Raw genomic sequence first — 16948 nt, 5'->3', positions numbered from 1 at the left:
ATGCGCACGCTAGTAATCGAAACATCCACCACCGCCTGCTCGGTCGCCCTCATCGAGTCCGGCGCCGTCATCGCCCACACGCACGAAGTCGTCGGCCGAGGCCACGCCGAGCGCCTCATCCCAATGATCGCCGAGCTGCCGGAAGGCGGCCGAGCCGACCGCATAATAGTCGATTGCGGCCCCGGCAGCTTCACCGGCGTCCGCGTCGGGATCGCCGCCGCGCGCGGTCTCGCGCTCGGCTGGAGCGCGGAAATCGCCGGCTTCTCCTCGCTTCCGCTCATCGCCGCCGCCGGTTTCGCCGCGCGACCAACCCACGATATTGCAGTGATCATGGAAGGCGGGCATGGCGAGGTCTTCATGCAAGCGTTCTCCGCCGATCTGTCGCCGCGATCCGACATGGTATCGCTGAAGCCCGACGCCGCGCTCGCCGCGTTGGCGGGACGGCGCGCGGTCGGCAACGGCGTCCGCTGGCTCGCCGCACTCGACGACAGTTTGGACCTCACCGAAGCGCTGCCCGACGCGGCCTCCGCAACCCTGCTGCCCGCGACACTGACCGCGCTCGCACCAAGCCCGATCTACGGCCGCGCGCCCGACGCCAAGCCGTCGGTCTCGAAATAATGGCCACGCGCCAGGCCGCCACGCGCACCGTCACGCTCCGCACCGGCGACGCGCGCGATCTCGCGATCGTCGACGCGCTGATGACCGAGGCGTTCGATCCGCGTTACGGCGAGGCCTGGACGCGCAGCCAGTGCCTCGGCGTGCTCGCACTGACCGGCGTCCACCTCACGATCGCGTTCGTCGATGACTTCCCCGCTGGTTTCACGATGACCCGGTCGGTCGCCGACGAGGCCGAACTCCTGCTGATCGCGGTCGCGCCCGACTATCGCCGTCGTGGCGTCGGCACGGCGCTGATCCGCGCCGCCATCGCCGATTGCTCTGTCGGTAGCATCGCAAAGCTCCACCTCGAGGTCCGCGCCGGCAACGACGCGGTGAAGATGTACGACGCGCACGGCTTCACCAAGGTCGGCGAGCGCCGCGCATACTACCGCGGCAAGACCGGCGTCGCGTATGACGCACATACATATTCGAAAGATATCAACAGCTAAGGCTTATTGCGAGTCACTATCCCTTTTCGCAACAGCGCGGAGGCCCTACATGGCACTCAACGAGGGAACGACACATGCCGCGCAAAATCGATCTGGAAGCACTCTGCAACGAGAAGGGCCTGCGCATTACCGAGCAGCGCCGCGTCATCGCGCGCGTGCTGTCCGAGGCTGACGACCATCCCGACGTCGAGAAGGTCTATGAGCGCGCGTCGCAGATCGACCCCGGCATCTCGATCGCGACGGTGTACCGCACGGTTCGCCTGTTCGAGGAAGCCGGTATCCTCGACCGCCATGATTTCGGCGACGGCCGCGCTCGCTACGAGCCTGCGCCCGAGGCCCATCACGATCACCTGATCGACGTCGAGAGCGGCAAGGTGATCGAATTCGTCGATCCCGAACTCGAGCAGTTGCAGAAGGCGATTGCGGAGAAGCTCGGCTTCCGGCTGGTCGATCACCGCATGGAACTCTACGGCGTCGCGCTCACCCGCAAGGACTGACGCGATCGGCCGAATCCGCTTTGGCGCGCGGTTGGCGGCGCTGCTGGTCGCGCTGGTCCTGGCGCTGCCGTTGCATGGGATGTGGCGGCTATTCGGGCGAAAGTCGCCATGGCCGCCTCGCTTTCTCGGGTTGGTCGCGCGGATCGTCGGGGCGCAGTTCAGGGTGGTCGGCACGCCACTCCCCCGCGACGTCGTCTTCGTTTCGAACCATCTGAGCTGGATCGACATCCTCCTCCTGTCCGGCGCGACGGGCAGCGCGTTCGTGGCGAAATCGGAACTCCGCAGCGCCCCGCTGGTCGGCTGGCTCTGCACGCTCAACCACACGATCTTCGTAAGCCGCGCCGACCGCATGGCAGTAACCGCCCAGATCGCCCAAATCCGCGACGCGTTGGCGGCCGACTGGCCCGTAACCCTTTTCCCCGAGGGAACGACGGGAGACGGCACCACCCTCCTCCCCTTCAAGGCCGCACTGCTGGCGGCCCTGGACCCGCCCCCACCCGGCGTCCGCGTGCAACCCGTCCGCATAGACTATGGCTTGGCCACGGACGAACTCGCCTGGGTCGGCGACGAGCCCGGCCAACACCACGCCGCCCACGTCCTCAAACGCCGGGGCACATTCGTCGCGACGCTGCACTTCGCCGAACCCTTCAACCCCGCAGACTATGGCGACCGAAAAGCCATAGCCGCCGAAGCCCGCCGCCGCATGGAAGCGCTGTAAGCCACGAACAAAGAATGTCCCCCCGCGAAGGCGGGGGCCCAGTCTGGACTCCCGCCTTCGCGGGAGAACAAGGGAGGGAAGCTCCACTCATCCCCAACAGGAACACCACCCCGCAAACTGAAACTCCACCCCGGCGAAGAGGTGCCCGGGAACCGTGGGAGGCAGCCCTAACAACGCCCCCTCCCCCCACGCGCACAAATTTGGTAGGGCCTCTCGCATGTCTCCCCCCAAAACCTTCCACATAAAATCCTTCGGCTGCCAGATGAACGTCTACGACGGCGAGCGCATGGCCGAGCTGATGGCCGCCCAGGGCCTTACGCAAGCCGACGCGGTCGACGCCGACGTCGTCGTCCTCAACACCTGCCACATCCGCGAACGCGCCACCGAAAAGGTCTATTCCGACATCGGCCGCCTCCGGAAGGATCAGCGCCGCAAGTCCGGCAAGACCCCCATGATCGCCGTGGCCGGCTGCGTCGCGCAGGCCGAGGGCGAGGAGATCTTCACCCGCGCCAAGGTCGACATCGTCGTCGGCCCGCAAGCCTATCACAACCTCCCCGAGCTCGTTGCGAAAGCCGCCGCCGGCACGCCCTCGCTCGACACCGACATGCCGCTGCTGTCGAAGTTCGGCGCGCTCCCCTCGCGTCGGAAGGTTGCCCCCTCGGCATTCCTCACCGTGCAGGAAGGCTGCGACAAATTCTGCACCTATTGCGTCGTCCCCTACACACGGGGGGCGGAAATCAGCCGCCCGTTCGCCGCGATCGTCGACGAAGCAAAGGCGCTGGTCGACGCCGGTGCACGCGAGATCACGCTGCTAGGCCAGAACGTCAACGCGTGGTCCGAGAACGAGCGTGGCCTGCACGACCTGATCCGCGACCTCGACCGCATCCCCGGTCTCGCGCGCATCCGCTACACCACCAGCCACCCCAACGACATGACCCAAGGCCTAATCGACGCGCACCGCGACATCGAGAGCCTGATGCCGTTCCTCCATTTGCCCGTGCAGGCCGGCAGCGACCGCGTGCTGAAGGCGATGAACCGCAGCCATACCCGCGACTCCTACCTCCGGCTGCTCGACCGTGTCCGCGAAGTCCGCCCTGACATCGCACTCTCAGGCGACTTCATCGTCGGCTTCCCCGGCGAGACCGATGCCGAGTTCGAGGACACGCTGAGCCTGGTCGACGCGGTCGGCTACGCGCAGGCGTACAGCTTCAAATACAGCCCCCGCCCCGGCACCCCTGCGGCGTCGATCGTCGAACAGGTCCCGGAATCGGTCATGGACGAACGCCTCCAGCGCCTCCAGGCCGCGCTCAACCGCGACCAGCACGCCTTCAACGCCGCCACCGTAGGCCGCACCTGCTCCGTCCTGCTGGAGCGCGCGGGGAAACTCCCCGCCCAGCTGATTGGCAAGTCTCCCTGGCTGCAATCAGTCCACGTGATCGGCAACCACGCGATCGGCGATCTAGTCGAGGTGACGCTCGCGGCGGCTGGCCCGAACTCCCTCACCGGGATCGAACGGATCGCAGAAGCAGCCTGAGCCTCCTTACGATCCTCCCCCGCCAGGGGGAGGTGGCAGGCACTTGCCTGACGGAGGGGGAGGACACGGAACAGCGGTTATCCCTTCCTCCCCCTCCGTCACCTACGGCGATCCTGAGGCATCAAAGCAATACGCGCGGCTCTCGAAACCACCCCCCGCGATTTTGCTGTCCTACATCCGGATCGCCTGTCACACTCGCTCTCGATGCAGCTTCGCCCACGCGACTCGAACCATCTCTCGGCCTGCGCTCCGGCGCGGCTTGAACGCGTCACCCGCGATACTCATCTTCCTCTCAAAGGTTACGGTTCGACGCTTCCAGGCGTAACCTTTGACACCCTGAAAGGACCGTATGAGCCGTAAACCCGTTCCCGCCCAGTCCGGTGACCGCGCCCGAGTCGAGCTGCTGTTCGACAAGCCCCAATTGCTCGTCCGGCTCTTCGGCCAGTACGACCAGAACCTGGTAGCGCTCGAAAATCGCCTCGGCGTCTACATCACCGCACGAGGGAACAAGATCGGCCTGGAGGGCACCGCCGAACAGGTCGCGAAAGCCCGCGACGTCCTCCACGATCTCTACGCCCGTATCCAGCGCGGCGAAGACGTCGATGCAGGCTTGGTCGACGCGTCGATCGCAATGGCGGACGAACCCGTGCTCGAAGGCATCATCCGCGCCGATGCCGGCGGTGGCGCCGCGCCCCCGATCATGATCCGCACGCGGAAGAAGACGATCGTCCCGCGCACGCCGGCGCAGGCGCACTACATGCGCGAGCTGGCGAACAACGACATGATCTTCGCGCTCGGGCCGGCAGGTACGGGCAAGACCTATGTCGCGGTCGCGCAGGCGGTGCAGCAGCTCATCAACGGCAGCGTCCAGCGGCTGATCCTGTCACGTCCCGCGGTCGAGGCGGGCGAACGCCTCGGATTCCTCCCCGGCGACATGAAGGAGAAGGTCGATCCGTACCTCCGCCCGCTCTACGACGCGCTCTACGACTGCCTCCCTGCCGAACAGGTCGAACGCCGCATCGCGAGCGGAGAAATCGAGGTCGCCCCGATCGCCTTCATGCGCGGCCGCACATTAGCCGACGCGTTCGTCATCCTCGACGAAGCGCAAAACACCACGCCCGCCCAGATGAAGATGTTCCTCACCCGCTTCGGCCAGAACAGCCGCATGGTGATCTGCGGCGATCCGAAGCAGGTTGACATCCCCGGCGGCGTCGCAGCGTCCGGCTTGGCGGATGCGGTCCGCCGGCTCGAAGGCGTCGAGAGCATCTCGATGTGCCGCTTCACCGTCGGCGACGTCGTCCGCCACCCGATCGTCGGCCGCGTCGTCGAGGCGTACGAAGGAACCGATGGTTGATGCTCGGGATATCCTGGAGTACATCTTCAGGATATCCCCGGAGTCGAACGATGGCATCGCTCTATATCAAGAACGCCGATACCGCCGATCTCGCGCGGGAGGTTGCTGGCCTGCTCGGCACCAGCAAGACAGCAGCCGTCCACGACGCTCTCCTGCACCGCAAGCGTATGCTCGAGACGGAAAAGCGCACGAGTATCCATGACCGGTTCGCAGCTTGGCGCGCGGCTCATCCGCTGGGCGAACCGACGGGGTTGGAAGCGGACAAGGCATTCTACGATTCCCTCAACGACGAGGATGACGATTGATCGCGTTCATGGACGCCTCCGCAATGGTCGCGATCATGACGGGCGAGCCTGAAGCCTTCTCCCTCGAGAAGCGGTACGGTCAGGCTGAAGCGGTATTGTGTTCGGCCATGTCGATATGGGAAACGGTCTGCGCCGTAGCACGCAAGCGCAACGTTGGCGTTGCCGTCGCGCATGCTGAAGTCGAGACGTTCATAGCCGACTTTGCACTCCGCCTCATCGCGATCGGCGAGAGCGAGACCCGGGAGGCCATCATGGCGCATGAACGCTATTGCAAAGGAAACCACCCCGCGAAGCTCAACATGGGCGATTGCTTCGCTTATGCCTGTGCAAAGACCAATGGCGCGGAACTTCTCTACAAGGGTAATGATTTCGCCCTCACCGATCTCGCCTGAAGGACCTGCATGCTCGAAATCGCGCTCTCTTCCGACGCCCCCTGGCCTGAGCAGGATTGGGACGCCCTCGCTCTCCGTGCGGCAACGGCAGCTATCCAGCGGACCCCGCACGGCGAACTGCTGACCAGCGCCGCGACGGTCGAGATCTCGATCCGCCTCGCATCGGACGACGAGGTCCACACCCTCAACAAGCAATACCGCCAGAAGGACAAGCCGACCAACGTCCTGTCCTTCCCGATGGTCCAGCCCGATCTGCTCGCCACGGTCAGCCAGAATTCGGATGACGGCGAGGTGCTGCTCGGCGACATCATCCTCGCGCACGGTGTCTGCGTCGCGGAAGCGGCCGAGCGCGGTATCTCGGTCGAGGATCATGCGATGCATCTGATGGTGCACGGGACGCTGCATCTGCTAGGCTATGACCATATCGACGACGACGAGGCCGAGGGCATGGAGCAGATCGAACGCGACGCGCTCGCCGCTTTGGGCCTCCACGACCCCTATCTAATAACAGAGGACTGACGACCACGATGGCCGATGGCCCCAATGCCGGTAACGGCGATAGTAGCGACAGTATCTGGCGCGGGCTCAAGGGCCTGATCTTCGGTGCTCAAGACGAATCCCTTCGCGACCAGCTCGAGGACGCGATCGACCGGCACGAGGGCGATCCTGCCCCCGATGCGAAGGGCGATCTCACCCCGCTCGAGCGCCAGATGGTCCGCAACCTGCTCCACTTCAGCGAGCGCGACGCCGGCGACGTCGGCGTGCCGCGCGCGGACATCATCGCGGTCGAGGAAGACACGCCGTTCGCCGATCTCGTCAAGCTGTTCGCCGAAGCGGGTCACAGCCGCCTGCCGGTGTACCGCGACAACCTCGATACGATCATCGGCATGGTCCACATCAAGGACGTCTTCAACATACTCGCGACCGGCGCCGAGCATCCGACGTCGATCGCTGGGCTGATCCGCGAACCTCTCTACGCGCCGATGTCGCGCGGTGCGCTCGATCTGCTTGCCGACATGCGCCAAAAGCACGTCCATTTGACGATCGTGCTCGATGAATATTCGGGCACCGAGGGTCTGGTGACGTTCGAAGACCTGATCGAGGAGATCGTCGGCGAGGTCGAGGACGAGCATGACGAGGCGCCCCAGGTACTCATGACGCCGATCGAAGGCGGCGCCTGGGATGCCGACGCCCGCGCCGAGCTGGAAGACGCCGCAGAACTGATCGACCCCCGTCTGGCGGAGGTCGATGGCGATATCGATACGCTTGGCGGTCTTGCCGCGCTGCTCGCAGGACACGTCCCACAGATCGGCGAATGCGTCGATCACCCGAGTGGCTGGAAGCTGGAAATCATCGACGCCGACGAACGCCGCATCAATCGCCTGCGCCTCCATCCGCCGAAGGTCGAATTGATCGAAGACTGATCAATCTCCTCGATCTGCAAAACCCCGTTCATTTCGATCCGGCAATGATCGTCACTCCATAGGGAGATTGGCGATGCGGTATGCAATGGGTCTGGCGATGATGACGATCGCGAATGGGGTTGCGGCACAGACTGTTGACCGTCCGTTCACCGGTCCGTCGATCGGGGTCGAAGCGGGGCTGCTCGAGCATCATTTTGCGCTCGAGTTCGAAGAATATGAGAACGATACGCTCGTCTCCCGGTACGACCGCTATTATCGTGCCAATGGCTTGGGAGGTGGCGTATTCGCCGGCTACGATATCGCTGCCTCACGTAACTGGCGACTGGGCGTCGAGATCGCGGGGACCGCTGGAGGCCGCGACAACAGGGCGACGTTCGAAGGCCTCGTCTACGACCAGAAGCCGAAGTTCGGCGTCCGGGGCACCGTGCGCGCCGGCTACGTTCTGACACCGCGCCTGATGGCATATGGCTCGGTCGGCTATGGCGCTAACAAATACCACATTCGCGACCAGATTGGGGTCGGCGATGAGTTCGCGTGGGGAAGCAGCTTCGTCGTAGGCGGTGGTGCGGAGTATCGGATCGATCGCCGCTACGGGCTGCGTATGGACGTCAAGCACGTCGACAACCAGACCTGGCAGGCGTTCGTGGGCGTGCCGATCCGGTTCTGACCTCCACAAGCTGACGTGGTCTGCAATAGTCGTAGCTGAGCAATGTCGACGTGATCTATTGCCGGTGCGTGCGTTGGCGGAGATGCATACGCCCATGATGCGAACGAGACGTCGCGGGTGCATTCGTGAAGGTCTGGAATAACGTGATCAACGCCGGCCGTTTCCCGTGCGGGGGAGGATTGCCCCGGCCCCCTCGTCCCCCTAATCTCCTCCCATGCGCAAACACATTCTCATCGTCCTCGGGCTGATCCTGCTCGTGATCGCCGCGGGCGTCACGTATCTCGCCTGGCCCGATACGGCGGAACTGTCGGTCGACCAGGTCGCCGGCAAGCTGCCCAAGATCACCGATCCCCGCATCCAGACGATCCCGACCGTCAAGGTCGCGAAGGTCGTCGGCTGGCAGAACGGCGCGATGCCGACGCCTGCCGCCGGACTGAAGGTTCAGCCGTTCGCCACGGGGCTCGATCACCCGCGCTGGATGTACCGCCTTCCCAATGGCGACGTGCTGGTCGCCGAGACGAACTCGCCACCGCGCGAGGGCGGCGGGATCACCGGCTGGGTGATGAAGATCCTGATGGGCCGCGCCGGCGCCGGCGTGCCGTCGGCCAACCGCATCACGCTGCTTCGCGACGCCAACGGCGACGGCGTGGCAGAGACGAAGTCGGTGTTCATGACCGGACTCAACTCGCCGTTCGGCATGACGCTGCTCGACGGCCAACTCTACATCGGCAACACCGACGCGCTCGTCCGCGTGCCGTACACCGATGGCGCGACGAAGATCACCGCCAAGCCGGAGCTTGTCATCAAGCTCAATCCCGGCGGCAATCACTGGGCGCGCAACGTGATCACCGCGGCGGACGGCAAGACGTTGTATGTCGGTGTGGGCTCGTCCTCGAACATCGCCGAGAACGGCATGGACGCCGAGAAATACCGCGCCAACATCCTGCAGGTCTGGCCAAAGGACAAGAACTGGCGGATCTACGCCGCCGGCCTGCGCAACCCCAACGGCATGGCGATCAATCCCAAGTCGGGCGGGCTGTGGACCGTCGTCAACGAGCGCGACATGCTCGGCTCCGACCTCGCGCCCGATTACCTGACTCAGGTCGAGTTCGGCGATCACTTCGGTTGGCCCTGGTATTATTGGGGCGGCTATCCCGACACTCGCGTCGAGCCGAAGAACCCCGCGCTCCAGCAATATGCGAAGCGCCCCGACTATGCGCTCGGACCGCACGTCGCCGCGCTCGGCCTGACCTTCTCAACCGACGCGAAGCTCGGCGCAAAGTTCGCCAACGGTGCGTTCGTCGGCGAGCACGGCTCGTGGAACCGCAAGCCGGTGTCGGGCTACAAGGTCGTCTTCGTGCCCTTCGGCGATACCGGCTTCCCGGCCGCGAACGCGAAGCCGGTCGATGTGCTAGGCGGGTTCCTAAACAAAGACGGCGACGCGCAGGGCCGCCCGGTCGGCGTCATCACCGACAGGACCGGTGGCCTGCTGGTGGCGGATGATGTCGGCAACGCGATCTGGCGGGTCAGTGCCGGGGGATGATCTTGGCGGAGGGCGTCGAAGGCCCCGCTCTCTATACCAAAGGTGTACGATCCCAACTTGTCGTCATCCCCGCGGAGGCGGGGACCCATATGCTCAAGGGCTATCGATTGACTCGCGAGCATTGCCAGTATGGGTTCCCGCCTGCGCGGAAATGACAACACGGAGGGTTAGGTAGGCAGTCTTCTATCAGCGCCTAACGCACCCGCTCACCCCGCCAAAATCCCCCGAGCCTCGTCGAGATCATCCTCGTCGACCATCACCCGGACTGGGATCAGCAACCAGCTCCCCTCCATGATCGACATCCCGCCATCGAATGCGATCGCAAGGATGCCTTCGCTCTCCAGCCGCCCGACGATGATGTGCGCCTCATTGCGTCCATACCGCCCCAGTTCGACCAGGCTCATGCGCCGACGCGGTCCGGCAGGACGGTGCCGAGCCGAACCGGCAACCCGTCGATGCTCGCGGTCGGCCCCGCCAGTTCCTCGATCCGCTGGGCGTCGGTCTGCTTCGCGTGATATTTCGACAAGGTCTGGCGTTCACGGTTCAGCGTCATGAACGGCACGCCCCATCCGCAACTCGTCTGCACCTCGTCGACCGCGATCACGAAGATCTGCCGCGTGCCCGGCAACGGCGTAAACTGCGCGTAGAGGTCAGCCCATTCCGCGTCCTGCGGCAACACCGCGCGGCCCTTGCCGTAGATGCGGAAGATCAGCGCGGGCTGGTCGAACGCGCAGAACATGATCGTGATGCGCCCGTCTGCGCCCAGATGCGCGTTCGTCTCGTTCCCAGAACCGCCGACGTCGAGATACGCGACCGTGTTCGCATCGAGCACGCGAAAGCTGTCCATGCCCTTCGGACTGAGATTGATCCGCACGTTCGCGGCAGCGGTAGCAACGAAGAATACCGGTTGCCGCATCACGAACGCGCGATGATCGTCGGTTAGCGCGGGGAAGAAGTCCATCGGTCGGCTCCGAATTGACGCGCTCTATGGACGCGCATACTCTGTGCGCATGAGACATGATCCTATCGCCACGGGCAAGCGCAAATCGGTTAATATGTCGCTCGATACCGGCATCGTAACGGCGGCACGGGAAGCAGGGCTCAACCTCTCCCAGATCAGCGAACACGCTATCAGGCACGCAACGAAAGTCGAACAGGAGCGGCGCTGGAAGGAAGAAAATCGCGAGGCGATCCAGGGCTGGAACCACTGGTACGAAAAGAACGGCGATCCGCTCGCCCATTTGCGGTCGCTCTGAATGGCACAGTTCGACGTCTACCGCGTTCGCGGCAACGTGCTGGTGATCGATTGCCAGTCTGATCTTCTGGCTGATTTGCCGACCCGCTTCGTGGTGCCTCTTCGCCCGATCGACACCGTCGCACTCAAGCGGCTGACCCCGACCTTCGTTATCGACGGCACGGCGCTGACCATGATCACGCCGCTAGCGCGCGCGATCGATGTCCGCGATATCGAAGATACCGTCACTACACTCGACGCAGCACAGTTCGAGATCAAGGCTGCGCTCGATATGTTGATCTCCGGGTTTTAAGCCGCCGTCCCCCCGACCGTAAGCCCATCGACCAGCAACGTCGGCTGCCCGACACCAGCTGGCACCGACTGTCCGCCCTTGCCGCAGATTCCGATGCCCTCGTCGAGCGCGAAGTCGTTGCCGATGCCGCGGACTTTGGTCAGCGAACTCGGGCCGTCGCCGATCAGCGTCGCGCCCTTGATCGGCGCGCCCAGCTTGCCGTCCTCGATCAGATACGCCTCGGTGCAGCTGAACACGAATTTTCCGGACACGATGTCGACCTGCCCGCCGCCAAACGCCTTGGCGAAGATACCCTTCTTCACGCGCGACAAAAGCTCCGCGGGATCGTCGTTGCCGGCCTTCATGAACGTGTTGGTCATCCGCGGCGTCGGCGCATGCGCGTAGCTCTCGCGACGGCCGTTCCCGGTCGCCTCGACGCCCATCAGGCGCGCGTTGAGGCGGTCCTGCATATAGCCCTTGAGGATGCCGTCCTCGATCAGCACGGTCTCCCGCGTCGGCGTTCCTTCGTCATCGATCGTCAGCGACCCGCGGCGGTCCTGAAGCGAACCGTCGTCGACCACGGTAACGCCCTCGGCCGCAACGCGCTCGCCGATGCGACCCGAGAAGGCCGACGTACCCTTGCGGTTGAAATCGCCTTCGAGGCCGTGGCCGATCGCCTCGTGCAGCAGGATGCCGGGCCAGCCATTGCCGAGCAACACCGTCATCTCGCCCGCAGGAGCGGCGATCGAATCGAGGTTCACCAGCGCCTGCGACAACGCCTCGTCGATCGCGCGGTTGTACGTCGCGGGCTCGAACAGGTCGTTGTAGAGATAGCGGCCTCCAATCCCGTAGCTGCCCGTCTCGCGGCGGCCATTCTGCTCGGCGACGATCGAGACGTTGAGGCGGACCAATGGCCGCACGTCGGTCGCAACAAAGCCGTCCGCGCGAACGATCTCGACCACCGACCATGTTCCCGAAAGGCTAACCGATACCTGCGCGACGCGAGGATCACGTGCACGCGCCTCAGCGTCGATTGTCTGGCACAGATTCACCTTGTCGGCGAACGGCACCAAATCGAGCGGATCGGCGGCGGTATAGCGGCGCTGGTTGGTGCCCTGCGGCGGACCGGCCTTCGCGGCAACGCCAGGTTCGATCAGCGCCATCGTCTCGGCGGCGCGCCGGATCGCGGCGGGGGTCATCTCGTTCGAATGAGCGAACGCGGTCATCTCACCCGACACCGCGCGCAGGCCGAAGCCCGAGCTCGTATCGTAGGACGCAGTTTTCAGCCGGCCGTCGTCGAACCCGAACGCCTCGGCCTTGCGGTACTGGAGATACAGCTCGCCGTCATCGGCCTCGCCGAGCGCCTTGGCGGTCAGCGCCTGCGCCTGTTCGGGGTCCAGGGTATCGCGGTAGAGGAACGAACGGGGGTCTGCTGCTATCGTCATCCGATAGATATAAGAGGCTTAGCGCCCTGCGCCATCCCCGTGATCGCGCAAAGTCGATTGGTCCGCGCCATCGGCGGCACCGCCGACCAGGATGAAGCGGCGGTCGCAATAGCCGCAATCGACGTAGCCGGTCTCGTCGATCTGCAACCAGACGCGTGGGTGGCCGAGTGCCGCACCGCCGGGAATGTCAGTGGCGCCGTCGCAGGCGACGCGGTTGTGGGTGACACGGGTGGTTTCGAGCGGCGGATGCATGAGAGCGCGATAGCAAGCGCGCGCGGGCCGGGCAATTGGTTCTTCCGTCTCCCCACGCAAGTGTGATTAATAGAAGGAATGGTTCGCGCAGAGGCGCAGAGGCGCGGAGATGGTTCGCTCGGAACGAGCGCCTGATACCTAACCCTGATACCTGACATCGTGCATTGGAATCGGAGACGCTTCGCGACGAGCGCAACATCTCCGCGCCTCTGCGCCTCTGCGCGAACCAATCTTCTTTGATCGTCGGGGGATGACCCGCCTTGCGGCCCCCGCTATGCCGCAGCCATGACCGAAGCTGCGATCGCAATCTCGAACCTTTGCAAAACCTACGCTGGTGGCAAGCGTGCCTTGGACGACGTGACGTTCGACGTCCCCCGCGGCCAGATTTTCGGGCTGCTCGGCCCCAACGGCGCAGGCAAGTCCACGCTGATCAACATCCTCGCCGGCCTCGTCAACAAGACCGACGGCAGCGCCGCGATCTGGGGGTTCGACATCGACGAGCACCCGCGCAACGCCAAGGCGTCGATCGGCATCGTCAACCAGGAGATCCTGTTCGACCCCTTCTTCTCGCCGTTCGAGACGCTGGAGATCCAGGCCGGGCTCTACGGCGTCCCCAAGGCGAAGCGCCGCACAATGGAACTGCTCCGCGCGGTGCATCTGGAGGACAAGGCGCACGCCTATGCCCGCACGCTGTCGGGCGGGATGAAGCGCCGCCTGATGGTGGCGAAAGCGATGGTCCACTCGCCGCCCGTCCTCGTCCTCGACGAGCCGACCGCGGGCGTCGACATCGAACTGCGCCAGCAACTCTGGACCTATGTCCGCAGCCTCAACCAGGCCGGCGTCACGGTCGTCCTCACCACGCATTATCTCGAAGAAGCCGAAGAACTCTGCGACCGGATCGCGATCATCAACAATGGTCGCCTGATCGCGAACGAGCCGACGCGCGAACTGGTCGGCAAGGCGCAGGAGAAGATCGTCGCCGTCACCGTCGATCGCGACGTGACCGACATCCCGGCCAACGCGTGCTTCCAGAAGATCGCGCTCAAAGGCACGCGTACGCTCGAAATCACCTACAAAAAGGATCGCGTGAACGCCGGCGAAGTCCTCGCCGCGATCCAATCCGGTGGCTTCGGCATCGTCGACGTCTCGACCAAGGAGCCCGACCTCGAGGACGTTTTCCTCAGCTTGACCCGCGCCGCCAACGCATGACGAGCGACATCCTGATCGTCGGCTCGGGCGCCGCAGGTCTCACCGCGGCGCTCAACCTCGCCGACCGCTTCAAGGTCACGGTGTTAGCGAAGGGCGCGCTCAACGAAGGCTCGACCGCCTGGGCGCAAGGCGGGATCGCCGCGGTGCTCGAACCCGGCGACACGTTCGAGAACCATGTCGAGGACACGATGGTCGCCGGCGCCGGCCTCAACGACCGAGCGATCGTCGAGATGGTCGTCGAAGGCGCCCCCGCTGCGATCGAACGCCTCACCCATCTTGGCGTGCCGTTCGAGACCGAAGGCAACGCGCTCCACCTGACTCGCGAAGGTGGCCACAGCCATCGCCGCATCGTCCACGTCGCCGACGCGACCGGCTGGGCGGTGCAGGAGGCGTTGCAGAAGGCCGCCGAAGCACACCCGAACATTACGCTCGTGCCCGACCAGATCGCGATCGACCTCGCGACCGGCCGTCACGAAGAACGCTATTCTGGCTCGGGCAACGTGTGGGGCGTCTACGCGGTCGATCGCAAGACCGAGCGCGTCGCCCTCTACACCGCCCGCGCGACGATCCTCGCGACCGGCGGCGCGGGCCGCACCTACCTGTTCTCGACCGCCCCACGCGGCGCGACCGGCGACGGCATCGCGATGGCATGGCGTGCCGGCGCGCGCGTCTCCAACATGGAGATGATGCAGTTCCACCCGACCTGCCTCTACAATCTGGAGGTCAAGAACTTCCTGATCACCGAGGCGGTCCGCGGCGAAGGCGGGCGGCTGATCAACCCGTCGACCGGCAAGCGTTTCATGACCTATTACGATCCCGCGCGGATGGAACTCGCCCCCCGCGATATCGTCGCACGCGCGATCGACGCCGAGATCAAGCGCTACGGGCTCGACTACGTCCATCTCGACATCAGCCACATGCCCGCCGAGTTCATCCGCCATCACTTCCCGAACATCCACGAGAAGCTGCTCGGTCTCGGCATTGACATGACGACGCAGCCGATCCCGGTCGTCCCCGCGCAACATTATACGTGCGGCGGCATCGTCATCGACGAACACGGCAAGACCGATCTTCCGGGCCTGTATGCGGCAGGCGAGTGCACCGAGTCCGGCCTGCACGGCGCCAACCGGCTAGCGTCAAATTCGCTGCTCGAATGCTTCGTATTCGGCGAGGCGGCGGCGGACAGCATCGCAGCCGCCTGGGACTCGCTGCCCCCGCCCCCGCCAATCCGCCCCTGGGACGAAAGCCGCGTCACCGACTCCGACGAAGAGGTCGTGATCAAGCAGACCTGGACCGAAATCCGCCGCTTCATGTGGAATTACGTCGGCATCGTCCGCACCACCAAGCGGCTCGAGCGTGCCAAGCATCGCATCGAACTGCTCAACGACGAGGTCGCGGAATATTACCAGCATTTCCGCGTCACGCCTGATCTGATCGAGCTGCGCAACCTGCTCCAGACCGCCGAGTTGATCGTCCGATCCGCGCTGCATCGGCACGAGAGCCGCGGGCTGCATTTCACGCTCGACTACCCCGAGACGCTGCCCGAGGCGGTCGATACGGTTCTCGTTCCCTAGCGTGACGGCGGCTCGGCGCATGGTCGGCGCGCTTCGTCGCAGCGAAGTGCTGCCGCAGTTTCGCGTGGCCGATCAACGGATAAGGATCGATGCTTCAGTGCAGGGCGTTCAATCCATCATGACATCGGCGAGTGCGTTCAAGCGTCTTCTGGCAACCGGCCTGTTCGGCACGGCGCTCGCCGGATGTGGATCGGCGTCGCGGCCCACCCCGCCCGCCGTTTCCCCGGTGCATCAGTCCGAGGGGTTCGTGTCGATCCCGGTGCCGCCGCCCCTGCCCCGTACGCCGCGCCCCGCGCCCGCCGGTCTCGTCAACGCGATCTCCGAACTGCAGAGCGGGTTCCAGGGCAAGGCGGGTATCGCGATACGCGCGGTCGACGATGGCTGGACGGTCGAGGCCGGCGGGCGGCAGTTGCTGCCGCAGCAGTCGGTCAGCAAACTCTGGGTCGCGATGACCGTGATGGACCTGCGCGACCAAGGCAAGATCCGCCTCGACGAGCCGATCGTCGTACGGCCCCAAGACCTGACGCTGTTCCACCAGCCGATCGCGATGCTGGTAAAGGGCGACGGCTATCGGACGACGGTCGGCGAGCTGCTGACGCGCGCGCTGACGCACAGCGATAATACGGCGAACGACCGGTTGCTCACACGTGTCGGCGGGCCGTCTGCGGTGCGGTCGATGATCGCGCGCAAGCAGTTGGGTGCAATCCGGTTCGGGCCGGGCGAGCGGCTATTGCAGAGCGGCACGGCGGGGCTGGTCTGGCAGCCGTCCTACGCGGTCAATGGTGGCTTCATGACGGCGCGCAACCGGCTGTCGCCCGCGGTGCGCGAGGCTGCGCTGAACGCGTATGTGCGCAATCCGCCCGATGGCGCCGCGCCGATCGCGATCGCCGATGCGATTGCGCGACTGGCGAAGGGTGATCTCTTGTCGGAGACCTCGACGAAGATCCTGCTCGACACGATGGGTCGCTCGGTAACCGGCCGCGCGCGCCTGCGCGCCGCGCTCCCCGGCGGCTGGGAGATCGCGCACAAGACCGGCACCGGCCAGGACCTCGGCCGCCGCAACGCAGGCTTCAACGACGTCGGCCTCCTCACCGCCCCCGATGGCCGTCGTTATGGAATCGCAGTGATGATCGGCGACACTATCCGGCCGATGCCCGAACGCCAGAAATTGATCCAGGCGGCCGCGGCGGCGGTGGCGAACTATGCCGGGACCACACGGCCGAGAGGCTGATGTTTTCGTGCTGCAGTGCAGCATAGAGTGACCGAGACCGGGTGCCAGTACGCTACTCGGACGCAGGCCCTGACACCGTCTTGGTGTGACTATATCGTAACCTTTGGGACTGCGCGGGACAGCCAACCGCGAGCGGCTCGCCCTAAACCGCTACGTCCAGCCGTTCCACAC

At 65.0% G+C, this 16948-nt stretch carries 21 protein-coding genes; 17 read left to right on the top strand and 4 right to left on the bottom strand.

All coding sequences use genetic code 11. The features are described 5' to 3' along the window. The 12 genes from tsaB (at position 1) to AC59GX_RS14045 (ending at position 9540) form a co-directional block, all read left to right on the top strand. The gene (gene tsaB, locus AC59GX_RS14100) at positions 1–618 is read left to right on the top strand and encodes a tRNA (adenosine(37)-N6)-threonylcarbamoyltransferase complex dimerization subunit type 1 TsaB (protein WP_497301926.1); all 618 of its coding nucleotides are present in this window, start codon (positions 1–3) and stop codon (positions 616–618) included. Next, a complete protein-coding gene (locus AC59GX_RS14095) occupies positions 618–1106 on the top strand; it encodes a GNAT family N-acetyltransferase (RefSeq protein WP_056489215.1) in 489 nt (162 codons plus the stop codon). The genes tsaB and AC59GX_RS14095 overlap by 1 nt, the downstream gene beginning before the upstream one ends. 74 nt (positions 1107–1180) lie before the next feature. Further along, positions 1181–1603: a Fur family transcriptional regulator gene (locus AC59GX_RS14090; protein WP_056047123.1), complete on the top strand. Its 423-nt coding sequence runs from the start codon at positions 1181–1183 to the stop codon at positions 1601–1603. A 31-nt stretch (positions 1604–1634) separates the two neighbouring features. Continuing rightward, positions 1635–2321 (top strand): lysophospholipid acyltransferase family protein, encoded by a 687-nt coding sequence (locus AC59GX_RS14085; RefSeq protein WP_426281286.1) that lies wholly within the window; start codon positions 1635–1637, stop codon positions 2319–2321. Between the two features lie 217 nt (positions 2322–2538). Continuing rightward, positions 2539–3855 (top strand): tRNA (N6-isopentenyl adenosine(37)-C2)-methylthiotransferase MiaB, encoded by a 1317-nt coding sequence (miaB, locus tag AC59GX_RS14080; RefSeq protein WP_426281287.1) that lies wholly within the window; start codon positions 2539–2541, stop codon positions 3853–3855. Positions 3856–4204: 349 nt separating this feature from the next. Beyond that, complete coding sequence (locus AC59GX_RS14075) at positions 4205–5209, top strand: PhoH family protein (RefSeq protein WP_093398834.1); 1005 nt, start codon at positions 4205–4207, stop codon at positions 5207–5209. A 50-nt stretch (positions 5210–5259) separates the two neighbouring features. After that, a complete protein-coding gene (locus tag AC59GX_RS14070; protein WP_056057611.1) occupies positions 5260–5514 on the top strand; it encodes a type II toxin-antitoxin system VapB family antitoxin in 255 nt (84 codons plus the stop codon). Beyond that, a complete protein-coding gene (locus AC59GX_RS14065; protein WP_426281289.1) occupies positions 5511–5906 on the top strand; it encodes a type II toxin-antitoxin system VapC family toxin in 396 nt (131 codons plus the stop codon). Before AC59GX_RS14070 ends, AC59GX_RS14065 begins: the two co-directional genes overlap by 4 nt. Positions 5907–5915: 9 nt before the next feature. Further along, the gene (ybeY, locus tag AC59GX_RS14060) at positions 5916–6425 is read left to right on the top strand and encodes an rRNA maturation RNase YbeY (RefSeq protein ID WP_426281291.1); all 510 of its coding nucleotides are present in this window, start codon (positions 5916–5918) and stop codon (positions 6423–6425) included. Positions 6426–6433: 8 nt separating this feature from the next. Continuing rightward, on the top strand, positions 6434–7330 hold the full coding sequence (locus tag AC59GX_RS14055) for a hemolysin family protein (RefSeq protein WP_107953806.1): 897 nt from the start codon (positions 6434–6436) through the stop codon (positions 7328–7330). A 73-nt stretch (positions 7331–7403) separates the two neighbouring features. Continuing rightward, the gene (locus tag AC59GX_RS14050) at positions 7404–7997 is read left to right on the top strand and encodes an outer membrane protein (protein WP_426281292.1); all 594 of its coding nucleotides are present in this window, start codon (positions 7404–7406) and stop codon (positions 7995–7997) included. A gap of 214 nt (positions 7998–8211) precedes the next feature. Further along, a complete protein-coding gene (locus AC59GX_RS14045; RefSeq protein ID WP_497301921.1) occupies positions 8212–9540 on the top strand; it encodes a PQQ-dependent sugar dehydrogenase in 1329 nt (442 codons plus the stop codon). A gap of 206 nt (positions 9541–9746) precedes the next feature. Here AC59GX_RS14045 and AC59GX_RS14040 read toward each other — a convergent pair whose 3' ends face one another. Together AC59GX_RS14040 and AC59GX_RS14035 are read right to left on the bottom strand one after the other, a co-directional pair. Then, positions 9747–9944 (bottom strand): putative signal transducing protein, encoded by a 198-nt coding sequence (locus tag AC59GX_RS14040; protein ID WP_056047072.1) that lies wholly within the window; start codon positions 9942–9944, stop codon positions 9747–9749. Then, positions 9941–10501 carry a pyridoxamine 5'-phosphate oxidase family protein gene (locus AC59GX_RS14035; protein ID WP_426281295.1) on the bottom strand — a complete coding sequence of 187 codons (561 nt, stop codon included), beginning with the start codon at positions 10499–10501 and terminating at the stop codon, positions 9941–9943. Before AC59GX_RS14035 ends, AC59GX_RS14040 begins: the two co-directional genes overlap by 4 nt. Positions 10502–10550: 49 nt before the next feature. On the opposite strand from AC59GX_RS14035, the gene AC59GX_RS14030 reads away from it, so the two are divergent. Further along, positions 10551–10796 carry a type II toxin-antitoxin system CcdA family antitoxin gene (locus AC59GX_RS14030; RefSeq protein ID WP_426281296.1) on the top strand — a complete coding sequence of 82 codons (246 nt, stop codon included), beginning with the start codon at positions 10551–10553 and terminating at the stop codon, positions 10794–10796. Next, positions 10797–11087, top strand: a complete 291-nt coding sequence (locus AC59GX_RS14025) for a CcdB family protein (RefSeq protein WP_426281297.1) — start codon at positions 10797–10799, stop codon at positions 11085–11087. Here the strand turns inward: AC59GX_RS14025 and tldD are convergent. Further along, positions 11084–12511, bottom strand: coding sequence for a metalloprotease TldD (gene tldD / locus AC59GX_RS14020; protein WP_426281298.1), 1428 nt, complete (start codon positions 12509–12511; stop codon positions 11084–11086). The genes AC59GX_RS14025 and tldD overlap by 4 nt on opposite strands. A gap of 18 nt (positions 12512–12529) precedes the next feature. Continuing rightward, on the bottom strand, positions 12530–12763 hold the full coding sequence (locus AC59GX_RS14015) for a zinc-finger domain-containing protein (RefSeq protein WP_056047052.1): 234 nt from the start codon (positions 12761–12763) through the stop codon (positions 12530–12532). A gap of 285 nt (positions 12764–13048) precedes the next feature. Here AC59GX_RS14015 and AC59GX_RS14010 point away from each other — a divergent pair, with 285 nt between their 5' ends. The 3 genes from AC59GX_RS14010 to AC59GX_RS14000 all read left to right on the top strand — a co-directional run bounded on the left by AC59GX_RS14010 (position 13049) and on the right by AC59GX_RS14000 (position 16777). Then, positions 13049–13972: an ABC transporter ATP-binding protein gene (locus AC59GX_RS14010; RefSeq protein WP_426281299.1), complete on the top strand. Its 924-nt coding sequence runs from the start codon at positions 13049–13051 to the stop codon at positions 13970–13972. After that, positions 13969–15546, top strand: a complete 1578-nt coding sequence (nadB, locus tag AC59GX_RS14005; protein WP_426281300.1) for an L-aspartate oxidase — start codon at positions 13969–13971, stop codon at positions 15544–15546. The genes AC59GX_RS14010 and nadB overlap by 4 nt, the downstream gene beginning before the upstream one ends. A gap of 118 nt (positions 15547–15664) precedes the next feature. Continuing rightward, positions 15665–16777, top strand: coding sequence for a serine hydrolase (locus tag AC59GX_RS14000; RefSeq protein WP_426281301.1), 1113 nt, complete (start codon positions 15665–15667; stop codon positions 16775–16777). Positions 16778–16948 lie beyond the last annotated feature (171 nt).

It is taken from the genome of Sphingomonas sp. 320_CC, from assembly GCF_059691795.1.
The sequence above is the reverse complement of the archived record's forward strand: the minus strand, read 5'-3'. Positions and strand labels throughout refer to the sequence as shown.

Coding starts and splice junctions, on each gene's coding strand:
- tsaB (WP_497301926.1), top strand. CDS start 1: ATGCGCACGCTAGTAATCGAAACATCCACCACCGCCTGCTCGGTCGCC.
- AC59GX_RS14095 (WP_056489215.1), top strand. CDS start 618: ATGGCCACGCGCCAGGCCGCCACGCGCACCGTCACGCTCCGCACCGGC.
- AC59GX_RS14090 (WP_056047123.1), top strand. CDS start 1,181: ATGCCGCGCAAAATCGATCTGGAAGCACTCTGCAACGAGAAGGGCCTG.
- miaB (WP_426281287.1), top strand. CDS start 2,539: ATGTCTCCCCCCAAAACCTTCCACATAAAATCCTTCGGCTGCCAGATG.
- AC59GX_RS14075 (WP_093398834.1), top strand. CDS start 4,205: ATGAGCCGTAAACCCGTTCCCGCCCAGTCCGGTGACCGCGCCCGAGTC.
- AC59GX_RS14070 (WP_056057611.1), top strand. CDS start 5,260: ATGGCATCGCTCTATATCAAGAACGCCGATACCGCCGATCTCGCGCGG.
- ybeY (WP_426281291.1), top strand. CDS start 5,916: ATGCTCGAAATCGCGCTCTCTTCCGACGCCCCCTGGCCTGAGCAGGAT.
- AC59GX_RS14055 (WP_107953806.1), top strand. CDS start 6,434: ATGGCCGATGGCCCCAATGCCGGTAACGGCGATAGTAGCGACAGTATC.
- AC59GX_RS14050 (WP_426281292.1), top strand. CDS start 7,404: ATGCGGTATGCAATGGGTCTGGCGATGATGACGATCGCGAATGGGGTT.
- AC59GX_RS14045 (WP_497301921.1), top strand. CDS start 8,212: ATGCGCAAACACATTCTCATCGTCCTCGGGCTGATCCTGCTCGTGATC.
- AC59GX_RS14040 (WP_056047072.1), bottom strand. CDS start 9,944: ATGAGCCTGGTCGAACTGGGGCGGTATGGACGCAATGAGGCGCACATC.
- AC59GX_RS14035 (WP_426281295.1), bottom strand. CDS start 10,501: ATGGACTTCTTCCCCGCGCTAACCGACGATCATCGCGCGTTCGTGATG.
- AC59GX_RS14030 (WP_426281296.1), top strand. CDS start 10,551: ATGAGACATGATCCTATCGCCACGGGCAAGCGCAAATCGGTTAATATG.
- AC59GX_RS14025 (WP_426281297.1), top strand. CDS start 10,797: ATGGCACAGTTCGACGTCTACCGCGTTCGCGGCAACGTGCTGGTGATC.
- tldD (WP_426281298.1), bottom strand. CDS start 12,511: ATGACGATAGCAGCAGACCCCCGTTCGTTCCTCTACCGCGATACCCTG.
- AC59GX_RS14015 (WP_056047052.1), bottom strand. CDS start 12,763: ATGCATCCGCCGCTCGAAACCACCCGTGTCACCCACAACCGCGTCGCC.
- AC59GX_RS14010 (WP_426281299.1), top strand. CDS start 13,049: ATGACCGAAGCTGCGATCGCAATCTCGAACCTTTGCAAAACCTACGCT.
- nadB (WP_426281300.1), top strand. CDS start 13,969: ATGACGAGCGACATCCTGATCGTCGGCTCGGGCGCCGCAGGTCTCACC.
- AC59GX_RS14000 (WP_426281301.1), top strand. CDS start 15,665: ATGACATCGGCGAGTGCGTTCAAGCGTCTTCTGGCAACCGGCCTGTTC.